The following is a 17914-nucleotide window of genomic DNA, read 5'->3' as shown; positions in this document are numbered from 1 at the left end:
CCCGATCGTCCGCTCCGTCTAGATCGTCATCAGGGCCCGGGCCGGGGCCAGTTCGAGGCGCCGGCCCGGGAAGCCCTGCCGGAGCCGGCGGTCGTGGCTGACGATCACCAGCGTGCCCCGGTAGCCGGCGAGCGCGGCCTCGATCTCCTCCACGAGGCCCGGGGCCAGGTGGTTGGTCGGCTCGTCGAGGAGGAGCAGGTCGGCCGGCGCCGTCACGAGCCGGGCCAGCTCCAGCTTGCGGCGCTGGCCCACCGACAGCAGACGCACCGGGGTGCTCAGGTCCCGGGCGGCGAACAGCCCGAGGGCGAGCAGCTCGTCCTCGCGGCCCTCGCCGAACGCTTCGCCGACCGTCCGGGGATCGGTCGGCGACGCCGTGTCCTGGCGGAGCAGCCCGGTCCGGCGCGGCGCGCGCACGGTGCCCGCGTCCGGGGCGAGTTCACCCGCCAGGACCCTGAGGAGGGTCGTCTTCCCCGCGCCGTTGGGCCCGGTGACGAGCAGCCGCTCGCCCGGCTCCAGGCGCAGGGTGACCGGCGAGAGCCGCCCCTCGACCCCGGCCCCGGTCAGCTCCACGGCCGCGCCCTCGCCCGCCTCCGCCAGGTCCGCGCGGAAGCGCAGCGGCTCGGGCGGCGGCGGCACCGGGTGCTCGGTGAGCCGGGCCAGCCGCTCGCGGGCGGAGCGGATCCTGCTCATCGCCCCGTGCGCCCGTGACCGGGCCCGGAAGGCGCCGGCACCGCTGAAGGCGGCGGGGGCCTTGCGGGGGATCGCCGAGAAGCGGTCGATGTTGCTGTCCGCGAGGGCCCGGTGGCGGGCCAGCTCGTCCTTCCACTCCTCGTGCTCCCGGACCCGGCGGGCCCGTTCGGCGGCGCGCCCGGCGAGGTAGCCGGCGTAGCCGTCGCCGTAGCGGCGCAGGGTGTGCCGGTCCTCGTCGACCTCCAGGACGGAGGTGGCGACCCGGTCGAGGAAGGCGCGGTCGTGCGAGACGGCCACGACGGTGCCCCGGTGGGTGCGGAGCCGCTCCTCCAGCCAGGCCACGGCCTCGTCGTCGAGGTCGTTGGTCGGCTCGTCGAGCAGCAGCAGCTCGGGGTCGGCGGCGAGGACGCCGGCCAGCGCGAGCCGGGCCCGCTGCCCGCCGGAGAGCGTGCCCAGCGTCCGGTCCCGGTCGAGCGGCGCGGTCTCGCCGAGCCGGCGGAGCACGGTCGCCACGCGGCGCTCGGCCCCGGCGCCGCCGCGCGCCTCGTAGGCGGCGAGCAGTGCGGCGTACCGGTCGAGGCCGGCCGGGGTGAGGACGGCCTCCGCCTCGCGGATCTCCCGCTCCAGCTCCCGTATCTCCGCCAGCGCGTGGTCGACGGCGTCGCCGACGGTCGCGGTCGCGGGGAGGTCGAGGGTCTGGGCGAGATGACCGAGGCCGCCGGGGGCGTCGACGGCCACGGTGCCGTTGTCGGCGCTTTCGAGGCCGGCGAGGAGCCGGAGCAGGGTGGACTTCCCGGAGCCGTTGTCACCGACGACGCCGAGGCGCTCGCCGGGACGGACGGTGAGGGAGACGCGGTCGAGGACGGTCCGGTGGTGGACGTACCGGTCGTCGTAGCGCTTGGTGACCTCGGTGAGTTGTGCACGGAACAAGGGCGGTCTCCTGACCGTAGGGGACTTCGGAACGATTCGCGAGACGTTCCGTCTCGCGTTCTCGATGTGTTCGACCGTACGGCATGGCGAGCGATATGACAAGACGAATCGTCTCGTCTCGTCTTGGAGGGGGGTGAAGGGCTCAGGAGGCGGCTATGCGCAGCACCAGCGCGATCGCGGGGAGGGCGGTCAGGACCAGCGCCGGCGCCAGCTCGTAGTCCTTCGCCCGCAGGTGGGTGACGACCGCGCCGGCGAAGTAGAGGACCAGGCCCACGGCGGCGGCCGCGCCGAGCGCCGGGACCGCGAGCCCGGCGAGCAGGCCGAGGGCGCCGGCGACCTTCGCCGTGCCCAGCCAGGGCAGCCAGCCCTCCGGCACTCCCAGCTTCGTCATGTTCCCCGCGACCGCCGGGTTGCGGGTGAAGGTCATGAAGGCGGAGGCCGACAGGGCGAGGGCCAGCAGGACGGCGAGGACGGCGTAGCCGATGAACATGGTGGTGCTCCAATGGTCCGATGACGAAAACCATTGAAGAGTAACAACGATTTATCTCGCTCCACAATAGAGTTGTTGCTACGGTGGACGGCATGGCAGCCCACCCGACCGACCGGCTCGGTTTCCTCCTCTCCTTCCGGGGGGAGCTGACGAGCGCGCGCATCCGCTCCGCCCTCGGTGTCGCCGGGCTGCACCCGCGCAACGCGATGACCCTCATGCGCCTCGCCCCCGCGCCGATGAGCCAGCGCGAGCTGGCCGCCGCGATGGAGGTCGACCCCAGTCAACTGGTCGCGATCCTGAACGAGTTGGAGTCCGACGGGCTGGCCGAGCGCCGCCGTGACCCGGCCGACCGGCGCCGCCACATCGTCGAGATCACCCCGGCGGGCGCGGCCGCCCTCGACCGCATCGACCAGGCCGTCGGCGAGGCCGAGCGCGAGCTCTTCGCCGACCTCACCGAGGCCGAGAAGACCCTCCTCCGCGGCCTCCTGGACCGCGTCGTCGTCGACCCGTCCGCCCACGAGTGCGGCGAGTAGACGCCACCCCCGCCCCATCCGGCAGGACGCCGCACCGCTCATACGCCGCCGTATCCGGCGGGAGGTCACGCCCGCCGGCCCTCACCGGCCCTTCTGCCGTGGCTACTTGTCCCCGGCCGCGGTCTTCCCCGCCGCCCGCACGGCGGCGGACGCGTCCACGTTGCCGAGTCCCAGCTTCAGGTTGTTCGCCGGGTTCACCGCCGTGTCGCGGATCGTCCGCATGATCTCGGCCGGGCTCAGCCCCTGCTGGTGCAGGAGGGCGGCCACCGCGGAGACGTAGGGCGAGGCCATCGAGGTGCCGGAGAGCTTCCCGTACCCCGTGGTGTTCTTCAGGGTCTCCTTCGCCGTGTAGGTCGGCAGGGTGGAGAGGATGTCCACGCCGGGCGCCGCCACCGCGTCCTGCGCGCCGAAGTTGGTGAAGTCGGCCGGCTGTCCGTTCCGGTCGGCGGCGTTGACGACGAGGACCGGGGTGTCCACCTCGTAGGGCTGGAGCAGGGTCGAGTCGTTGCCGGCCGCGGCGACCACGACCGCGCCCTTGCCGTTCGCCACCGAGATCGCCTCGTTGAGCACGCCGCCCTTGAGCAGCCGGGCCATCAGCCCTGACTCACCGAGGGAGAGGTTGATGACGTCGGCGCCGTTCTGCGCGGCCCAGACGATCCCCTTGGTGATGTTCGCGTCGCTGCCGCTGCCGTCGGCGCCCAGCACGCGCACCGGCATGATCCTGGCGCCGCGCGCGCCGCCCGCGATGCCCACGCCGTTGTCGGTGTGGGCGGCGGCGATGCCGGCGACATGCGTGCCGTGCCCGTTGAGGTCCTTCGGGTCGTCGTCGCCGTCCACGAAGTCGTAGCCGTCCACCAGCCGCCCCTTGAGGTCCGGATGGCCGGGGTCCACGCCGGAGTCGACGACGGCGATGACCGTGTCCTCCCCCTTCGCCGTGCCCCAGGCGTCGGGCAGCTTCAGCGCGTCGATGGCCCACTGCTGGCTCCGCAGGGGGTCGGGCTCGTCGTCACTGCCGCAGCCGGTGGCGAGCGCGGCGGTGAGGGCGGTCAGAGCGGTGAGGGCGGCGGCGGACCGACGGCGCATGAAGACTCCCCAATCGACGGCATACGTCAGCATGTGCGGCTAATTCGCCCATTCAACAACCGCCCGTTCGGCCTCGCATCCGGAGTGGAGGCGGCGGCCCGACCTGGTCGGGAGGCGAACCGGTGGGCGGTTCTGCCCTCCTCCGGAGCGAGGCGGTCGGGGTCGGCCCTCGTCCGGAGCGAGGGCGGTCAGGGTCGGCCCTCGTCCGGGAGCGGAGGCCGTCGGGGCCTGCCTCAACTCTCATTGTTCTAGTAGAGTGCGAACAAGGGAGGTTTTCATGACCACTGCTCCGACCGCCGCCGCCGCGTTCCGCGCCCCGGCCAGGCTCCGCGCGCTCGCCGCGCTCCCGTTCCTGCTCGCCGTCGCCGCGTACCTGCTGCTCCTCGCCGTCTGGTCCGACCGGCTGCCCGACCCGCTCGCCACCCACTTCTCCACCGGAGGCCAGGCCGACGGCTACACCGGCCGGGCCGCCTTCGCCCTCGTCGGTACCGCGCTGCTGCTCGCCCTCGGCGCCGGCTGGGCCGTCTTCGCGCAGCGGAACGCGCTGTGGGGCGCCTGGCTGACCGCCGGTCTGCTCGGCACGCTGCTCTGCCTCGTCGTCGGCGACAACCTCGACGCGGCCGACCCCGCCCGGGTCGTCTCGCCGCTCTCCCACCTCGCCGTCGCGGCCGGCGCGGGAGCCGCCCTCGCCCTCGCGGGACACGCCCTCTCCCGGCTCGTCCCGGAGGAGGAGTCCGACGGCACCGGCCGCCCCGACCCCGAAGCGCCCCGCCTCGACCTCGGCGCCGGCGAGGTCGCCGGCTGGTCCCGCGCCACCGCCTCCGCCCCGCTCACCGCGCTCGGCCTGCTCCTCGTCGCCGGCGGCGCCGTCGCCGCGCTCCTCGGACCCTGGCCGCTGCTCCTGCTCGGCGTCCTCGTCGGCCTCCCCGGCCTGGCCCTGGCCCGCGTCCGCGTCAACGTCGACCGGCACGGCCTCACCGTCCGCTCGACGCTCGCCCCCCGCCCCCGCGTCCACCTGCCGCTCGCCGACATCGCCGGCGCCGACGCCCGCGAGGTCGCCGCGCTCCGCGAGTTCGGCGGCTGGGGCTACCGGGTCCGCGCCCACCGCACCGGAGTGATCCTCCGCTCCGGCGAGGCCCTCGTGGTCCGGCGGGGCAACGGGCGCGAGTTCGCCGTCACCGTGCCCGACGCCCGGACCGCCGCCGCCCTCCTCAACACCCTCGTCGAACGCCGTGGAAGGCTCTGACCGTGCTCTTCCGTGTCGACCCCGCCTCCTCCGTCCCGCTCGGCGACCAGATCGCCGCCTGCGTCCGGGGCGCCCTCGCCGACGGCACCGCCGCGCCCGGCGAGCGGCTCCCGGCCGCCCGGGAACTCGCCGACTCCCTCGGCGTCAACGTCCACACCGTCCTCCGCGGCTACCAGCGGCTCCGCGAGGAGGGCCTCATCGAGCTCCGGCGCGGCCGCGGCGCCCTCATCGTCCCCGGCGCCACCGCCCCCGACCGCGCCCGCCTCCTCACCCGGCTCCGCGAGGCCGCCGCAGAGGCCCGCGAACTGGGCCTGACCGACGAGGAGTTCCTCGACCTGGCCCGCGCGGGACTCCGGTAGCCGCCCCGCCCGCGGCGGCCCCCGCGCCGGCCCCCGGCAGGGGACCGGGCCCTCGCGCGAGCCGCCCCTCCGGCAGGGGACCTCGTACGCGCCGCCCCCTCCGGCGGGCGGACCGGCCCCCGTACCCGCCGCTACTCCAGTACGCGCACCGGCGCACCCGCCAGGTACGCCTCGACGTCCTCGACCGCCTGCCCGAAGTAGCGGGCGTAGTTCGCCTCGGAGACGTAGCCGAGGTGGGGGAGGGCGAGCACGTTCGGGAGGGTACGCAGCGGGTCGCCGGCCGGCAGCGGCTCGGTCTCGTACACGTCGAGCCCCGCCCCGGCGAACCAGCGCTCGCGCAGCGCCCGCAGCAGCGCCGTACCGTTCACGAGCCCGGCCCGCGAGGTGTTCACCAGATACGCGCCCGGACGCATCGCCCGCAGCTCCGGCTCGCCGACGATGGCGCGGGTGCGGTCGGAGAGCACCAGGTGCAGGGAGACCACGTCGCTGTCGGCGAACAGCTCGGCCTTGTCCTTCGCCAGCCGGACGCCCCCGCCGTGCGCGGCGACCCGCTCCTCCGTCAGGTTCGGGCTCCAGGCGAGGACGTCCATGCCGAAGGCGCGGCCGACGGCGGCGACCCGGGCGCCGATCTTCCCCAGGCCCAGCAGGCCCAGGGTGCGGCCGGCCAGGTCGCCGCCGACCGTCGACTGCCAGGGGCCGCCCTCGCGCACCGCGCGCGCCTCGGTCGTGACGTGCCGGACGAGCCCCAGGATCAGCGCCCATGTGAGCTCGGCGGGCGGCTCGGAGCCGCTGGCCGTGCCGCAGACGGTGATCCCGCGCTCCCGGCAGGCCGCCAGGTCGATCGAGGCGTTCCGCATCCCCGAGGTGACGACCAGTCGCAGCCGGGGGAGCCGGTCGAGCAGGGCGGCGTCGAGCGGCGTCCGCTCCCGCATGACCACCAGGATCTCGCAGTCGCCGACGGCGGCGACGAGCGCGTCCCGGTCCGTCAGGTGCTCGCGCAGCACCCGGGTCTCCACCCGCCCGTGGAGCGGACTCCAGTCGGCGGAGGAGAGGGCCGCGCCCTGGTAGTCGTCGAGCACGGCACAGCGCGGCAGCGGGGCCGGAGCGGGCGAGGCGGGAGGCGTGGGCGGCGTCATACGGGCATGATCGCCCACCGCGATCGGGTACGACGACCCCCGGGAACAGCGCGACGCCCTCGCACGACGACCCCGGGAACAGCGCGCCGCCCTCGCGCGACGACCCGGGGGGATCACCCGTCCGGACCCGCCCGGCGCGCGGGACCCCCGACCCGCCCCCACATTGGCCCCATGGGAGTACCAGCCGGCGGGGCCGACGACGACGAACTGACCGCCCTGCGGGCGCGGGTGGCGGCGCTGGAGGCGACGTCCGCGGGACCCGCGCCCCGGCGGGAGCACCACCGCCTCCGCTCCTTCTTCTCCGGGCTGCTCGTGATCCTCGGCTGCGTGCTCGTGCCGCTGGGCCTGGTCGCCGCCTGGACCGCGGACATCCTCGGCGACACCGACCGGTACGTGCAGACCGTGACCCCGCTCGCCTCCGACCCGGACGTGCAGGCCGCGGTCGCGAACCGGGTGACCGGCGCCGTGATGGAGCACGTCGACCTGCCCGCGCTCCTCGAAGGCGTGGCCCCCGACGAGCGGCCGCTGGTCGAGAAGGCGCTCGGGAAGCTCGGCGGTTCCCTGGAGAGCGCGCTCTCCAGCTTCGTCCACGACCGGGCGCAGGACGTCGTCGCCTCCCCGGCCTTCGAGACGATCTGGACCGATGCCAACCGGGCCATCCACACCTCCCTCGACCGGGCCCTGACCGGCGACGAGGACGGGGCGGTGAAGATCGAGACGGACAGCGTGACGATCGACCTGGCGCCCGTCATCGAGCGGGTGAAGGAACGTCTCATCGACGGCGGCCTCACGGTCGCCTCCAACATCCCCGAGATCCACACCGACTTCACGGTCCTGCGCTCCGACGACATCGGGAAGGCGAAGACCGGCTTCGCGCTGCTCCAGTCCCTGGGTCTGTGGCTGCCGGTGATCGCGGTGCTGTGCGTGGCCGGCGGAGTCCTGCTGGCGGTGCGCAGGCGCCGGGCGCTGGTCGCCGCGGCCCTGGGCTTCGCGCTGGCGGCCCTCGTCCTCGGGATCGCCCTGACCGTCTTCCGTACCGTCTACCTCAACGCGCTGCCCGCCTCGGTCTCCCCGGCGGCGGCGGGTTCGGTCTACGACACCCTCGTCCGCTTCCTGCGCACCTCGGTCCGGGTCTGCGCCGTGCTCGGCGTCCTCGTCGCACTGGCCGCCTGGCTCTCCGGGCCGAGCCGCCCGGCCGTCCTGGTCCGCGGGCTGTGGCACTCGGGCATCGCCGCCACCCGCTCGACGGCGGACCGCGCGGGGATGCGGCTGGGTCCGGTCGGCGGGTTCGTCCGCCGCTACCGCACCTGGATCGCGTGGATCCTGGTGGCGGGCGCCGCACTCGCCTTCGTCCTCTGGCCGCACCCGACCGGCTGGGTCGTGATCGGCCTGGCCCTGGCCCTCCTCTTCGCCCTGGCGGTGACGGACTTCCTGGGGGAGGGCGAGGACGAGAAGGCCGGCGCGGCCGGGGACACCGGCGGGGGCGGAGGAACCGGCGCGGAGGGCGGGGTCTAGCGGGTGTTGCAGAACGCCCCGAACTGAGCCTTCTGCGCAACCCTTCAGGGCAGCCGCGCGGCCAGGCCGTCGAGGAGCGCCGAGAGCCCGAACGCGAAGGTGTCGTCGGGCGCCTCGGCGTACGCGGCGGCGGCCGTGTCCATGGCCTCGATACGGCTCATGAGGCGGGGGAGTCCGGCGGCCGCCGCGGCGGCCTCCTTCATCGTCGCCGCGAAGACCTCCTCGGGGTCGCGGCCCTCCCGCTGGATCCGGCGGGTGAGGGCGGCCGTGGCGGAGGCGCCGGACGCGTTGCCGAGGACGTACGTGAACACGGCGGCGGCGGCCCGGTCGGCGGCGCCGCCGGCGAAGCCCGCCGCCTCGTAGACGGCGAGGCTGTGGTCGTCGTGCCGGGCCTTGGCCTCGCCGTGGAAGAGGTACGTGCTGAGGGCCTGCACGAGCCACGGGTGGCGGGTGAACACCGCGTGCAGGTCGTCGGCCATGGCGGTGGCGGCGGTGCGCCAGTCGACGGCGGCGAGGTCGGGCAGCCGGATCTCGGCCCAGACGCGGTCACCGGCGAGGGCGACCAGGTCGTCCTTGTTCTTGACGTGCCAGTAGACGGCGGTGGCGGCGGAGTTCAGGCGCTGCCCGAGGGCGCGCATGTTGAGTCCTTCCAGACCGTCCTTGTCGAGGAGTTCGACGGCGGTGGTGACGATCTGGTCGCGGGTGAGGGCGGGGCGGGGCATGCGTTCACGATAGGTCACCCGAGCGCGCGTTGCACTTAGTTCAAATCGATCGGCACATGGTTCGGGAAGAGGCTTGCACTTAGTTCAAGTTCGCCTCTATGGTTCCGATGTCGCCACTTGAACTAAGTGCAAGTGGCCCTGGAGCAGAGACCGAGGACACCCCCATGAACACGCCCGCCGTCATCGCCGCCGTCGCCCAGATCGCCGTCGCCCTCGCCTTCCTGAGCATCCCCCTCCTGCGCCACCGCTTCGGCCCCGCCGCCAAGGCCGCGGCCGTCACCGAACTGAAGCGGCAGGGCGTCCGCCCCGAGGTCCTGGACGAGAACGGCCTCCGCTTCGACGCGAGCGGCCACGAGTGGTGGGCCCCGGGCTCCTTCGCCGCCGTCAACCTCGCCGTCGCCGCGCTCAACCTGGCGGGCAACTCCTGGGGAACCACGCTGACCTGGGTCTTCTCCTCGATCGCCTTCCTCGCGAACGTCGCGATCCTGCACAGCCAGCTCGGCGCCGCGAAGTCCGTCACCGCCGCGTTCCGCCGCAAGGGCGACCCCGAGCTGGTCCGGATCGACGTCCCCGCCTTCCTCAAGGCCGCCGAGGGCGCCTTCCCGGCCTGGACCCGCACCCTGCAGAACGTCCGGCACGCGTTCGTCTTCGCCGGCTCCGCGCTCGCCGTCACGGCGATCACCCTGGTCTGACCCCTCCGCCCGCCCCTCCACCGGTGTCCACGCGCCTCGGCCAGACCCGGTAAGGCCAGGCCCGCCCAGGCCCGCCCAGGCCCGCCCAGGCCCGCCCAGGCCCGCCCAGGCCCGCCCAGGCCCGCCCAGGCCCGCCCAGGCCCGGTCAGGATTCGAGAAGCGGGCCCGGACCCCGCCAACTACCGTGATCCGTATGGAACTCACCATCCACACCACCGTCCTCCCGCACGAGGACCCCGACGCCTCCCTCGCCTTCTTCCGTGACGTCCTCGGCTTCGAGGTCCGCGGCGACGTCGGCCAGGGGAGGATGCGCTGGATCACCGTCGGCCCCGCCGGACAGCCCGGCACCTCGATCCTGCTCGCCCCGCCGGCCGTCGACCCGGGCATCACGGAGGACGAGCGCCGCACCATCACCGAGATGATGGCCAAGGGCACGTACGGCTGGATCCTCCTCGCCGCTCCCGACCTCGACGCCGTCTTCGAGAAGGTCGCAGCGGGCGGCACCGAAGTCGTCCAGGAACCGACCCGCCAGCCCTACGGCGTCCGCGACTGCGCCTTCCGGGACCCGGCCGGCAACCTGATCCGCGTCCAGGAACTCGGCTGAATCCCCGGGGGGACCGACATGTGCCGACCCGCTTGGGCCGCGGCCCGCACCGAGGCGGTACGCCTCCGGGCGCTGAAGGACCTGCGCGGGATCCGCGACCGCATCGACCGCGAGTACACCCGCCCGCTCGACGTACCGGCCCTCGCCCGGACGGCGGGCCTCACCGCGGAGACCCTGCACCGCACGTTCACCCGGGCGTACGGCACCACCCCGTACGCCTTCGTCACCACGCTCCGCGCCACCCGGGGGCGGACGGACGCGTGACGGGCGACGACGCCCGGCCCGCCCGGGCCACCCGTCCGGTCAGTTTCGGAGAAGCACCCGGAAACCCCGGAACCTAGCCTGGGAACAGCACCGGGAAGACCGGTACGGACACGCCGGGAACGCCCACGACGAGGGGAAGAGCGACCGCCATGGCGACCAGGACCACCAAGAGCGCGACGACCACCAAGACCGCGGCGACGGCCAAGACCGCGACGACTGCCAGGACCACCAAGACCGCGGCGACCGCCAAGTCCGCCAAGTCCTACGACGGCTTCACCGAGGACGAGCGGGAGGCGATGAAGGAGCGGGCGAAGGAGCTGAAGGCCGGCAAGGCCCGCACCTCCCGCGCCAAGGCGGCCGACGGCGAGGCCGACCTCCTCGCCAAGGTCGCCGAGATGCCCGACGAGGACCGCGTCCTGGCCGAGGGGATCCACGCCCTGGTCAAGAAGGTCGCCCCGGACCTCACGGCCAAGACCTGGTACGGCATGCCCGCCTACGCCAAGGACGGCAAGGTCGTCCTCTTCTTCCAGGGCGCAGGCAAGTTCAAGGCCCGCTACGCCACCCTCGGCTTCAACGACGCCGCCGCCCTCGACGACGGCGACATGTGGCCCACCTCCTTCGCCCTCACCGCGCTCACCCCCGCCGTCGCGTCCCGCATCGAGGCCCTCATCGAGAAGGCCACCGCCTGAGGCCCGGACCGAAGGGATGCCCGGGAGTGCGGCTCACCGCGCCCGCATCCCCGCGCGGTGGTCCGCGTACCGGGGGGTCCAGGCGAGCTCGCGGGTGGCCTTCGCGTGCGAGACGCGGAGATGGGTGTCGAGCATGAGGGCGCCGAGGTAGGGCACGGCGAGCCGGAGCAGCCCGCCCGGCAGGCGGAGGCGGGAGCCGCGGGCGGCGGCCAGCTCGCCCCAGGTCGACGGCCGGTCGTCGACGATGTTGTACGCCTCGCCCGCCCGGCCCCGCTCCAGCGCCGCGACCGTCGCCTCGGCCGCGTCCTCGACGTGGACCCACGACATCGTCCCGCCGCCGTTCCTCGGCACGGGGAAGGGGCGGCTGCCGGGCGTCGGGTCGAACCAGGTGCCGGGACCGTAGAAGACGCCGTACCGCAGCGCCGTACCCGCCACGTGGTCCGCGGCGAACAGCCGGCCCTCCGCCTCGACCAGGCCCGTGATCACATGGTCCGCGACCGTGCCGCTCCGGACGCCGAACGGGTCCTCCTCGGTCACCGGCCGCTCCCCGTGGTCGCGGTAGCCGTACCCCAGGACGAGCGACTGCGTGACGAAACGGGCCGCGCCGAGCACCCCCGCCGCCTCCAGCAGGTGCGCCGTGCCGCGCTCCCGCAGCACGTTGCTCGGGTCGTCCGCGGTGAGCCTCAGCTTCGGTGCCTTGAGCGCCGTCAGCTGATGGACCACCGCGTCGGCGGACATCCCGTCCAGTGCCCGCAGCAGGCCCTCCCGGTCGAGCGCGTCCGCCCGCACGGGCGACGCGCCCAGCGCGCGTACCGCCTCCGCCGAACCGTCCGAACGGGCCAGGGCCAGCACCTCGTGCCCGTCCCGGACCAGAGCCCGGGTCAACGGCCGGCCGATGGCGCCGGTGGCACCGGCGAGCAGGATCCTCATGGTCGACAACCTCCAGTTGGCTTTACAGAGAAGGTTGCCGAGCCGCCCGTTCCGTGACAGCCCACCCCCGGCGAAGCGCGGTGATCCCCGTCACATGGCGCCGGGGGTGGGGATGGCGTCGTCGTACAGCCGGAACAGGCGCGGCCGCCCGGGATCCTGCCCGCCCTCGCCCCTACCCCCGGCCTCATCCCCACCGGCCCCGAGGGCGTCCCAGCACTCCGCGGCCAGGGCGCGGGCGCGGCTGCCGGGCCAGGGCTGGGGGAGCAGTTCGGGGGGCAGCAGGGGGTCGGGTTCCATGGCGGTGGTGAAGGCGGCCGCCAGCTCGATCGCGTACGTCAGACGCTCGGTGTCCGTGGGCCGGTCCGCCCCGGACGGCCTGGTCGGGCCGGACGGCCTGGTCGGGCCGGTCGGACGGTTCAGGCGGGTCAGGCGGGTCGAGGCGAGGGCGGCGAGGGCCTCGTGACGCTCCGCCACCCGCTGGAGCGGCCAGAGCAGGGCGGCCAGCCGGGCCGGGTCCGTCTCGTCCCCGACCCGCAGGTCGCGGCTGGTGAAGCTGGTGAGGGAGGCCAGGACGCCCAGCCGGCGGGCATGGGCCTCCACGATCTCGCCGATGGCGTTGGCGCTGACGTAGAGCCCGCCCTGGAGGGGGGCCGCGCCGAGGTGCAGGAGGGTGTCGCGCAGGGTGTCGCGGGCCTGCCGCGCGGTCTCGGGGATGGCGAAGGCGAACAGGTGCCAGGTCCCGTCCCAGGGGGCCAGCCCCTGGTCCTGCCGATAGGCGTGGCGGACGTACTCCACGTCCGGTGCGATCGCGCCGGTCGCGTCGGCGGTGGCGCGCAGCACCGCCTTGCGCCCTCGCCCGTCCTGGGTGAACCGGCCCTCGGCGACGAGTCGTTTGAGGCAGAGCCGGACCTGCTGGTCGGTCATGCCGAGGGCTTCGGCGACGGAGTACAGCTCGCCGGCGTCGACGGTGCCGTCCTCGCGGACGAGGGCGAGGACCAGGGTCCGGGTACCGATCTCGGGGGTGTCGATCCCGGGGGTGTCGATCTCGCGGGTTTCGATCCCGCGGGTGTCGATCCCGGGGGTGGCGGGCTCCGCCGCGTGGGCGTCCACGGGCTCGCTGGTCATCGCTGTGGCTCCAAGGTCTCGTCGGGCGGGCCGGGCGGGCCGGCCGGTCGGTCCGGGACGGTGCGACGCATCGTCGTGACGGCGCCGAAGCCCATCAGGTCCCGGAGGTACGGCGTCCGTTCGGTGCGTACGGCGGTGAAGCCGTGGCGCTCGTACAGGGCGCGGGCGCGCGGGTTGACGTCGATGACGTCCAGGCGGATCCGCGCGCAGCCGTGCTCGGCGGCGACGGCGGCGATCTCCGTCAGCAGCAGGCTCCCGATGCCCGTGCCGCGGCGGGCGGGGTCGACGGCGATGCCGTCCATGACGAGCTCCCCCGGCCCCGGGGTGCGTTCGAGCAGTGCCAGCAGGGCGAGCCGCGGCAGACCGCGGAGCGGCCCGTAGCCGGCGAGCACGTCGCGCGCGCCGCCGCCGGTGAGGCCCCGTTTCCCGAGCCGGTAGCCGGCCACGCCCACGACGTGCCCGCCGCCGGGGGCGAGCGCGACGACCGCGCGGTCGTGGTGGAGGTGGCGGGCGAGGAAGGCGCGGCCCCGCTCGGCCGGGCCCAGGGCGGCCCCGAGCTTGCGGCCGAAGGCCTCCCAGTACAGCCCGGCCACCCGCTCCTCGGCGCCGGGCGGTACGCCGCGCCTGATGACGATCGCCGCGTCCATGACTCCTCCTCGGTGCTCGCGTGCTTCCGTCCCGCCCTCGCATTCTACGTACGAACTAGGTACGGTCGAAAGAGAAACGAGCGTTTCACATGCGTTAGTTTTTCGTTCGTCCGTTCCCGTCCCTGGAGGGGCAGATGTCGACGAGACCGCGACGCAGGACCCCGACCCGCCGTCGTCGGGTCGTGCGGACCGTGCTCACGACCCTGGCGGCGCTCGCGCTGGTCGCGGCCGGCCTCGGCGGGGTCGTGGTCTGGCAGAACAGCTACGACCTGCGGGAGGAGACGGTGACCGTGCGGCACGGCGGGCGGACCCTGCACGGTGTGCTGGCGCTGCCCGAGGAGGGGGAGGGGCCCTTCCCCCTGGTGGTGTTCGTCCACGGGGACGGCCCGGTCGACGCCACGCACGACGGCTTCTACCGGCCGATGTGGGAGTCCTTCGCCCGGGCCGGGTACGCCTCGCTCTCCTGGAGCAAACCGGGCGTGGCCGGCGCGCCGGGCGACTGGCTCGACCAGACCATGGAGGACCGCGCGCGCGAGGCCGTCGACGCGATCGCCTGGGCCCGGCAGCGGCCGGACGTCGACGCCGACCGGATCGGCCTGTGGGGCGCCAGCCAGGCGGGCTGGGTCCTGCCCGCGATCGCCGCGAGAGACGGCCGGATCCGCTTCGCCGTCGCCGTCTCACCCGCCGTCAACTGGCACCGGCAGGGCCGCTACCACCTCCTCTCCGAACTGCGCCGTGACGGCGCGTCGGACGCGGAGGTCGCCGCTGCCCTGCGCCGCCGCGAGACCGTTCTGGAGCTGCTCGAAAGGGGTGCCGGCCACGCCGAGTACGTGCGGGCGGTCGGGGACCCCCAGGGCATGACGGCCGCCCGCTGGCGGTTCGTCTCCAGGAACCACACCGCCGACGCGACCGCCGGCCTTCCGGCCCTGCGCGGCCTCCCCGTCCTGCTGGTGCTCGCCGGCCACGACGTGAACGTGGACACCGCCGAGACCGAGTCCGCCTACCGCCGCCTGCTCCCCGCGCCCCACCTGCGCGTCGCCCACTACCCCGACGCCACCCACGCCCTGCTCAGGCACGAGGTCGAGACCGACCCGCTGCGCCTCACCCTGACCGCCCTGTGGGCGCCGCGCTCCCTCTTCGCCGCCGGCTTCCTGTCCGACCAGCGGCGCTTCCTCGCCGACGTGGATACTTACGGATGAGAGCGCGTGACGGCCTCCCGCCGGCGTCCTCGAACGCCGCATCCGCGGATCCCCACCTCCACGACCGGGAGCACCCGTGACCGACAGCAAGAACATCAACAACCCCGTGGGCCAGGGCGGCGGCCAGCGCAAGAAGCAGTCCCGCGCCGAGCGCCAGAACAACGGCCCCCACCGCAACCTCGACCGCCAGGGCGCCGCCGACCGCAAGGCGGAGCTGGTCCGCAAGATGCGCGAGAAGACCGGCACGACCGCCGCCCCCGAGCGTCCGGACACCGGCACCACCCAGAACTGACACCGAAGGCCCTGGTCACCGACCAGGGCCTTCGTGCGAGAGCGGACGACGGGAACCGAACCCGCGCCAAGAACTCCCATGAGCCGGCCTCGGACCGGGATCCGGCGTGTGCACCGGGGTGGGCGGCCGTGACGGCATCGGTCGCCTGATCGTTGTCGGGGCGCCTCCCTTCCACGGCATCGGCGGGCGGTCGCCGCGGGGCGGGGCGCCCCGGCGGTCGCCGCGGGGGCGGGCCGCCCACGGCATTCCGCGGTGGGCGCCCCGCCCTCCCCTTCCTGCGTGGACCGGAGCGCATCCGTGTCGACCGAGGGGACCGCATGCCGAGGGAACGCCTGGATCCCGCCCTGCTCCGGCTGTGCGGCGTTCTCGCCGTGGGCGCCTTCGCGCCGCTGCTCGACAGCACGATCCTCTCCGTCGCGGTCGACGCCCTCGCCGCCGACCTCGGCGTCCCGACGACGACCGTGCAATGGGTCAGCACCGCCTACCTGCTGGCGTTCGCGATGGTCATCCCGGTGAGCGGCTGGGCCGGTGACCGGTTCGGGACGCGGCGGGTCTGGCTGGGCGCGCTGGTCCTGTTCTCCGTCGGCTCGCTGCTGTGCGCCTGCGCCTGGAGCATCGGGTCGCTGGTCGCGTTCAGGGGCGTGCAGGGGGCCGGAGGCGGGCTGATGATGCCCGCCCTCCAGACCATCGTCGTCAGGGCCGCCCGCGGCCGACAGGTCGGACGGCTCGTCGCCGTCGTCTCGCTGCCGGCCCTCCTCGGCCCGGTCCTGGGGCCGCTGTGCGGCGGGCTGCTGCTCGCGCACCTCGACTGGCGCTGGATCTTCTACGTCAACCTGCCCGTCTGCGGGCTCGCGCTGCTCCTCGCCCGGCGAGGCGTGCCCCCGGACCCCCGGCAGCGGGCCTCCCGCCTCGATGTCGTGGGGCTGATGCTCGCCTGCCCGGGCCTGACCGCGCTCGTGTACGGGCTCTCGCAGTGCGGCGGCCCGGACGGCGCGGGAGGAGGGCGGGTGCTCCTGCCGTCGGCGGCGGGGGCCGTCCTGCTCGCCGCGTTCGTCGGACGGAGCCTGCGGAGCAGCGCGCCCCTCATCGACCTGCGCCTGTTCCGGCTGCGCTCCTTCGCCGCGACGTCGGTGCTGATGTTCGTCGGCGGTGCGACCACGTACGGCGGGATGTTCCTGCTGCCCCTGTACTGCCAGCTCGTACTCGACAAGGGCGTCGTCGCCACCGGTCTCCTGCTCGTGCCGCAGGGCGTCGGCGCGCTGGCGGCGCGGGTGGCCGGCGCGCTCACCGACAGGATCGGGCCTCGGCCGGTCGTGGTGGCCGGCCTGCTGCTGAGCGCCGCCGCGACCTGGCCCCTCGCCGCCTCGGTGGGGGAGGGATCGGTCCTCGGCGCCGCTCTCTTCCTCCGCGGTCTCGGCACGAGCGCCGTCACCCTCGCCGTCACGGTCGGTGCCTATCAGGGGCTGGACGACTCCCAGGTCGCGGACGCCGGCACCACGACGCGCATCCTCCAGCAGCTCGGCGGCTCCTTCGGCATCGCCGCCCTCGCCGTCCTGCTCCAGCGCGGTGATCACAGCGCCGTGGCCTTCGCCCAGGCCTTCGGCGTGACGACCGCCCTCGCCCTCTGCGCCGTCATCGCGGCGGCGCTGCTCCCCGGCCACCGAGCCGCGGCCCCGGCGCCCCTGGTAACGGCCGGGGGACGGCCCTGACGCGATCCCGGCCGCGGACATCCGCCGGCCGGCCGACGGCCGGACGGCTCCTGCCGGCCTGACATCCGCTCACGACGCGCCCCTGTCAGATGATCACGTCGCGTGACCTATGCCCGCCCGTCCCTGTTGACCGGGCATGAACAGCGAGAGGGTCCGCCGCCTCACCTTCGACGACTTCGGCTACCGGTGCCGGATCGTCGAGAACGCCGCGCCCGCCACCGATCCCGTCGTCGTGCTCGGAGGCGCCTTCCAGGACATGTACGCCTTTCGGCGGCTCGAAGCGCGCTGGGCCCGGTCCGCGACCGTCATCAGCGTGGACCTGCCGGGATCGGGCGCGGCCGATGTGCTGCCCGCCTCGTACGGCTTCGACTTCCTCACCGGCGCGCTGACGGACCTGCTGGACCGGCTGGGGCTGGCACGGGTGAACCTCTTCGGAGCCTCCTACGCCATGCCGATCGCCTACGGCCTGGCCCAGCGGCATCCCGAGCGCGTCGCCCGCCTGGCACTGGTGGGCGCCGCTCCCGTCTACCCGCCGGACCGGCGCGCCGCGCTGCGGAGGATGGCCGAGGCCCTGGAGTCGGGGGACGCCGACGCCTACGCCCGTACGAGCATCGCGGCCCTGCTGTCCCCCGCCGAGCGGGACGTCCACAAGCGCGCGGTCGTCACCCGCGTCCTCGCCCGCACCATGGGTTCGGTCCCGCAGGCCGACATCCCCCGGCACCTCGCCTCGACCTACCGTGTCATCGACTGGCAGGGGCTGCGGCCCGGCGGTGTACGGGACGTCCCGGCGCTGGTCTTCACCGGCGAACACGACAGCCTCACCCACCCCGACCTCGGGCGCGAGGTCGCCTCGACCATCGACGGATGCGTCTTCACCCTGATCCGGGGCGCCGACCACCTCTGCCATCTCGAACGGCCGTCGGAGATGTCCGAGCTGCTGGATCGCTTCTTCACCGATCAGCCCCTCGACGACCTGCCGTACCTCACGCCCCTCGAACGCCACGCCAGGCCGGCCGCCCTGGTCCCGTGACGGCGACCCGGCGCCCCCCACCACCAGCC

Annotated in this window: 20 protein-coding genes; 12 read left to right on the top strand and 8 right to left on the bottom strand. The window is 74.5% G+C overall.

The genetic code is table 11. From position 1 onward, the window contains the following. Nucleotides 1-18: 18 nt before the first annotated feature. On the bottom strand, nt 19-1620 hold the full coding sequence (gene abc-f / locus ACFYT9_RS03665; RefSeq protein WP_389160720.1) for a ribosomal protection-like ABC-F family protein: 1602 nt from the start codon (nt 1618-1620) through the stop codon (nt 19-21). Between the two features lie 142 nt (nt 1621-1762). Then, a complete protein-coding gene (locus tag ACFYT9_RS03660) occupies nt 1763-2110 on the bottom strand; it encodes a DoxX family protein (RefSeq protein WP_389160718.1) in 348 nt (115 codons plus the stop codon). Nucleotides 2111-2202: 92 nt separating this feature from the next. Here ACFYT9_RS03660 and ACFYT9_RS03655 point away from each other — a divergent pair, with 92 nt between their 5' ends. Continuing rightward, nucleotides 2203-2643 carry a MarR family winged helix-turn-helix transcriptional regulator gene (locus tag ACFYT9_RS03655; protein WP_387273609.1) on the top strand — a complete coding sequence of 147 codons (441 nt, stop codon included), beginning with the start codon at nt 2203-2205 and terminating at the stop codon, nt 2641-2643. Between the two features lie 102 nt (nt 2644-2745). Here ACFYT9_RS03655 and ACFYT9_RS03650 read toward each other — a convergent pair whose 3' ends face one another. Next, complete coding sequence (locus ACFYT9_RS03650) at nt 2746-3726, bottom strand: S8 family peptidase (RefSeq protein WP_389160717.1); 981 nt, start codon at nt 3724-3726, stop codon at nt 2746-2748. Between the two features lie 277 nt (nt 3727-4003). Between ACFYT9_RS03650 and ACFYT9_RS03645 the strand changes: the two genes are divergently transcribed. Both ACFYT9_RS03645 and ACFYT9_RS03640 read left to right on the top strand, forming a co-directional pair. Next, nucleotides 4004-4972 (top strand): DUF1648 domain-containing protein, encoded by a 969-nt coding sequence (locus ACFYT9_RS03645; RefSeq protein ID WP_389160715.1) that lies wholly within the window; start codon nt 4004-4006, stop codon nt 4970-4972. A 2-nt stretch (nt 4973-4974) separates the two neighbouring features. Next, a complete protein-coding gene (locus ACFYT9_RS03640) occupies nt 4975-5331 on the top strand; it encodes a GntR family transcriptional regulator (protein WP_376595322.1) in 357 nt (118 codons plus the stop codon). A 131-nt stretch (nt 5332-5462) separates the two neighbouring features. Here the strand turns inward: ACFYT9_RS03640 and ACFYT9_RS03635 are convergent, their stop codons facing one another. Continuing rightward, nucleotides 5463-6467, bottom strand: coding sequence for a D-2-hydroxyacid dehydrogenase family protein (locus ACFYT9_RS03635; protein ID WP_389160713.1), 1005 nt, complete (start codon nt 6465-6467; stop codon nt 5463-5465). A 171-nt stretch (nt 6468-6638) separates the two neighbouring features. On the opposite strand from ACFYT9_RS03635, the gene ACFYT9_RS03630 reads away from it, so the two are divergent. Then, complete coding sequence (locus tag ACFYT9_RS03630; protein WP_389160711.1) at nt 6639-7982, top strand: hypothetical protein; 1344 nt, start codon at nt 6639-6641, stop codon at nt 7980-7982. 44 nt (nt 7983-8026) lie between these two features. Here the strand turns inward: ACFYT9_RS03630 and ACFYT9_RS03625 are convergent, their stop codons facing one another. Then, nucleotides 8027-8704, bottom strand: a complete 678-nt coding sequence (locus ACFYT9_RS03625; protein WP_389160709.1) for a TetR/AcrR family transcriptional regulator — start codon at nt 8702-8704, stop codon at nt 8027-8029. Nucleotides 8705-8868: 164 nt separating this feature from the next. Between ACFYT9_RS03625 and ACFYT9_RS03620 the strand changes: the two genes are divergently transcribed. The 4 genes from ACFYT9_RS03620 (at nt 8869) to ACFYT9_RS03605 (ending at nt 10953) form a co-directional block, all read left to right on the top strand. After that, entirely contained in the window at nt 8869-9396 is a 528-nt protein-coding gene (locus ACFYT9_RS03620) for a hypothetical protein (protein WP_389160707.1), read from the top strand. Between the two features lie 193 nt (nt 9397-9589). Further along, nucleotides 9590-10000, top strand: a complete 411-nt coding sequence (locus tag ACFYT9_RS03615) for a VOC family protein (protein WP_389160705.1) — start codon at nt 9590-9592, stop codon at nt 9998-10000. An 18-nt stretch (nt 10001-10018) separates the two neighbouring features. Continuing rightward, nucleotides 10019-10264, top strand: a complete 246-nt coding sequence (locus ACFYT9_RS03610; protein WP_389160703.1) for a hypothetical protein — start codon at nt 10019-10021, stop codon at nt 10262-10264. A gap of 296 nt (nt 10265-10560) precedes the next feature. Continuing rightward, nucleotides 10561-10953, top strand: a complete 393-nt coding sequence (locus ACFYT9_RS03605) for an iron chaperone (RefSeq protein ID WP_389161088.1) — start codon at nt 10561-10563, stop codon at nt 10951-10953. Nucleotides 10954-10986: 33 nt separating this feature from the next. Here ACFYT9_RS03605 and ACFYT9_RS03600 read toward each other — a convergent pair whose 3' ends face one another. The 3 genes from ACFYT9_RS03600 to ACFYT9_RS03590 form a co-directional block, all read right to left on the bottom strand. Beyond that, nucleotides 10987-11883, bottom strand: a complete 897-nt coding sequence (locus ACFYT9_RS03600; protein WP_376595315.1) for an NAD-dependent epimerase/dehydratase family protein — start codon at nt 11881-11883, stop codon at nt 10987-10989. Nucleotides 11884-11973: 90 nt separating this feature from the next. Beyond that, on the bottom strand, nt 11974-13008 hold the full coding sequence (locus ACFYT9_RS03595) for a PaaX family transcriptional regulator C-terminal domain-containing protein (protein ID WP_389160702.1): 1035 nt from the start codon (nt 13006-13008) through the stop codon (nt 11974-11976). Further along, nucleotides 13005-13655, bottom strand: coding sequence for a GNAT family N-acetyltransferase (locus ACFYT9_RS03590; protein ID WP_389160701.1), 651 nt, complete (start codon nt 13653-13655; stop codon nt 13005-13007). Before ACFYT9_RS03590 ends, ACFYT9_RS03595 begins: the two co-directional genes overlap by 4 nt. Before the next feature lie 134 nt (nt 13656-13789). On the opposite strand from ACFYT9_RS03590, the gene ACFYT9_RS03585 reads away from it, so the two are divergent. The 4 genes from ACFYT9_RS03585 to ACFYT9_RS03570 all read left to right on the top strand — a co-directional run bounded on the left by ACFYT9_RS03585 (nt 13790) and on the right by ACFYT9_RS03570 (nt 17885). Next, on the top strand, nt 13790-14854 hold the full coding sequence (locus tag ACFYT9_RS03585; protein ID WP_389160699.1) for an alpha/beta hydrolase family protein: 1065 nt from the start codon (nt 13790-13792) through the stop codon (nt 14852-14854). A 76-nt stretch (nt 14855-14930) separates the two neighbouring features. Next, a complete protein-coding gene (locus ACFYT9_RS03580; RefSeq protein WP_376595311.1) occupies nt 14931-15146 on the top strand; it encodes a DUF6243 family protein in 216 nt (71 codons plus the stop codon). Nucleotides 15147-15463: 317 nt separating this feature from the next. Beyond that, entirely contained in the window at nt 15464-16855 is a 1392-nt protein-coding gene (locus ACFYT9_RS03575) for a DHA2 family efflux MFS transporter permease subunit (protein ID WP_389160697.1), read from the top strand. Nucleotides 16856-16991: 136 nt separating this feature from the next. Further along, a complete protein-coding gene (locus tag ACFYT9_RS03570) occupies nt 16992-17885 on the top strand; it encodes an alpha/beta fold hydrolase (RefSeq protein WP_389160695.1) in 894 nt (297 codons plus the stop codon). Nucleotides 17886-17914: the final 29 nt, after the last annotated feature.

This window comes from Streptomyces sp. NPDC004435 (assembly GCF_042873895.1).
Taxonomy (GTDB): Bacteria; Actinomycetota; Actinomycetes; order Streptomycetales; family Streptomycetaceae; genus Streptomyces.
This window is presented reverse-complemented; position numbering and strand designations above follow the sequence as displayed.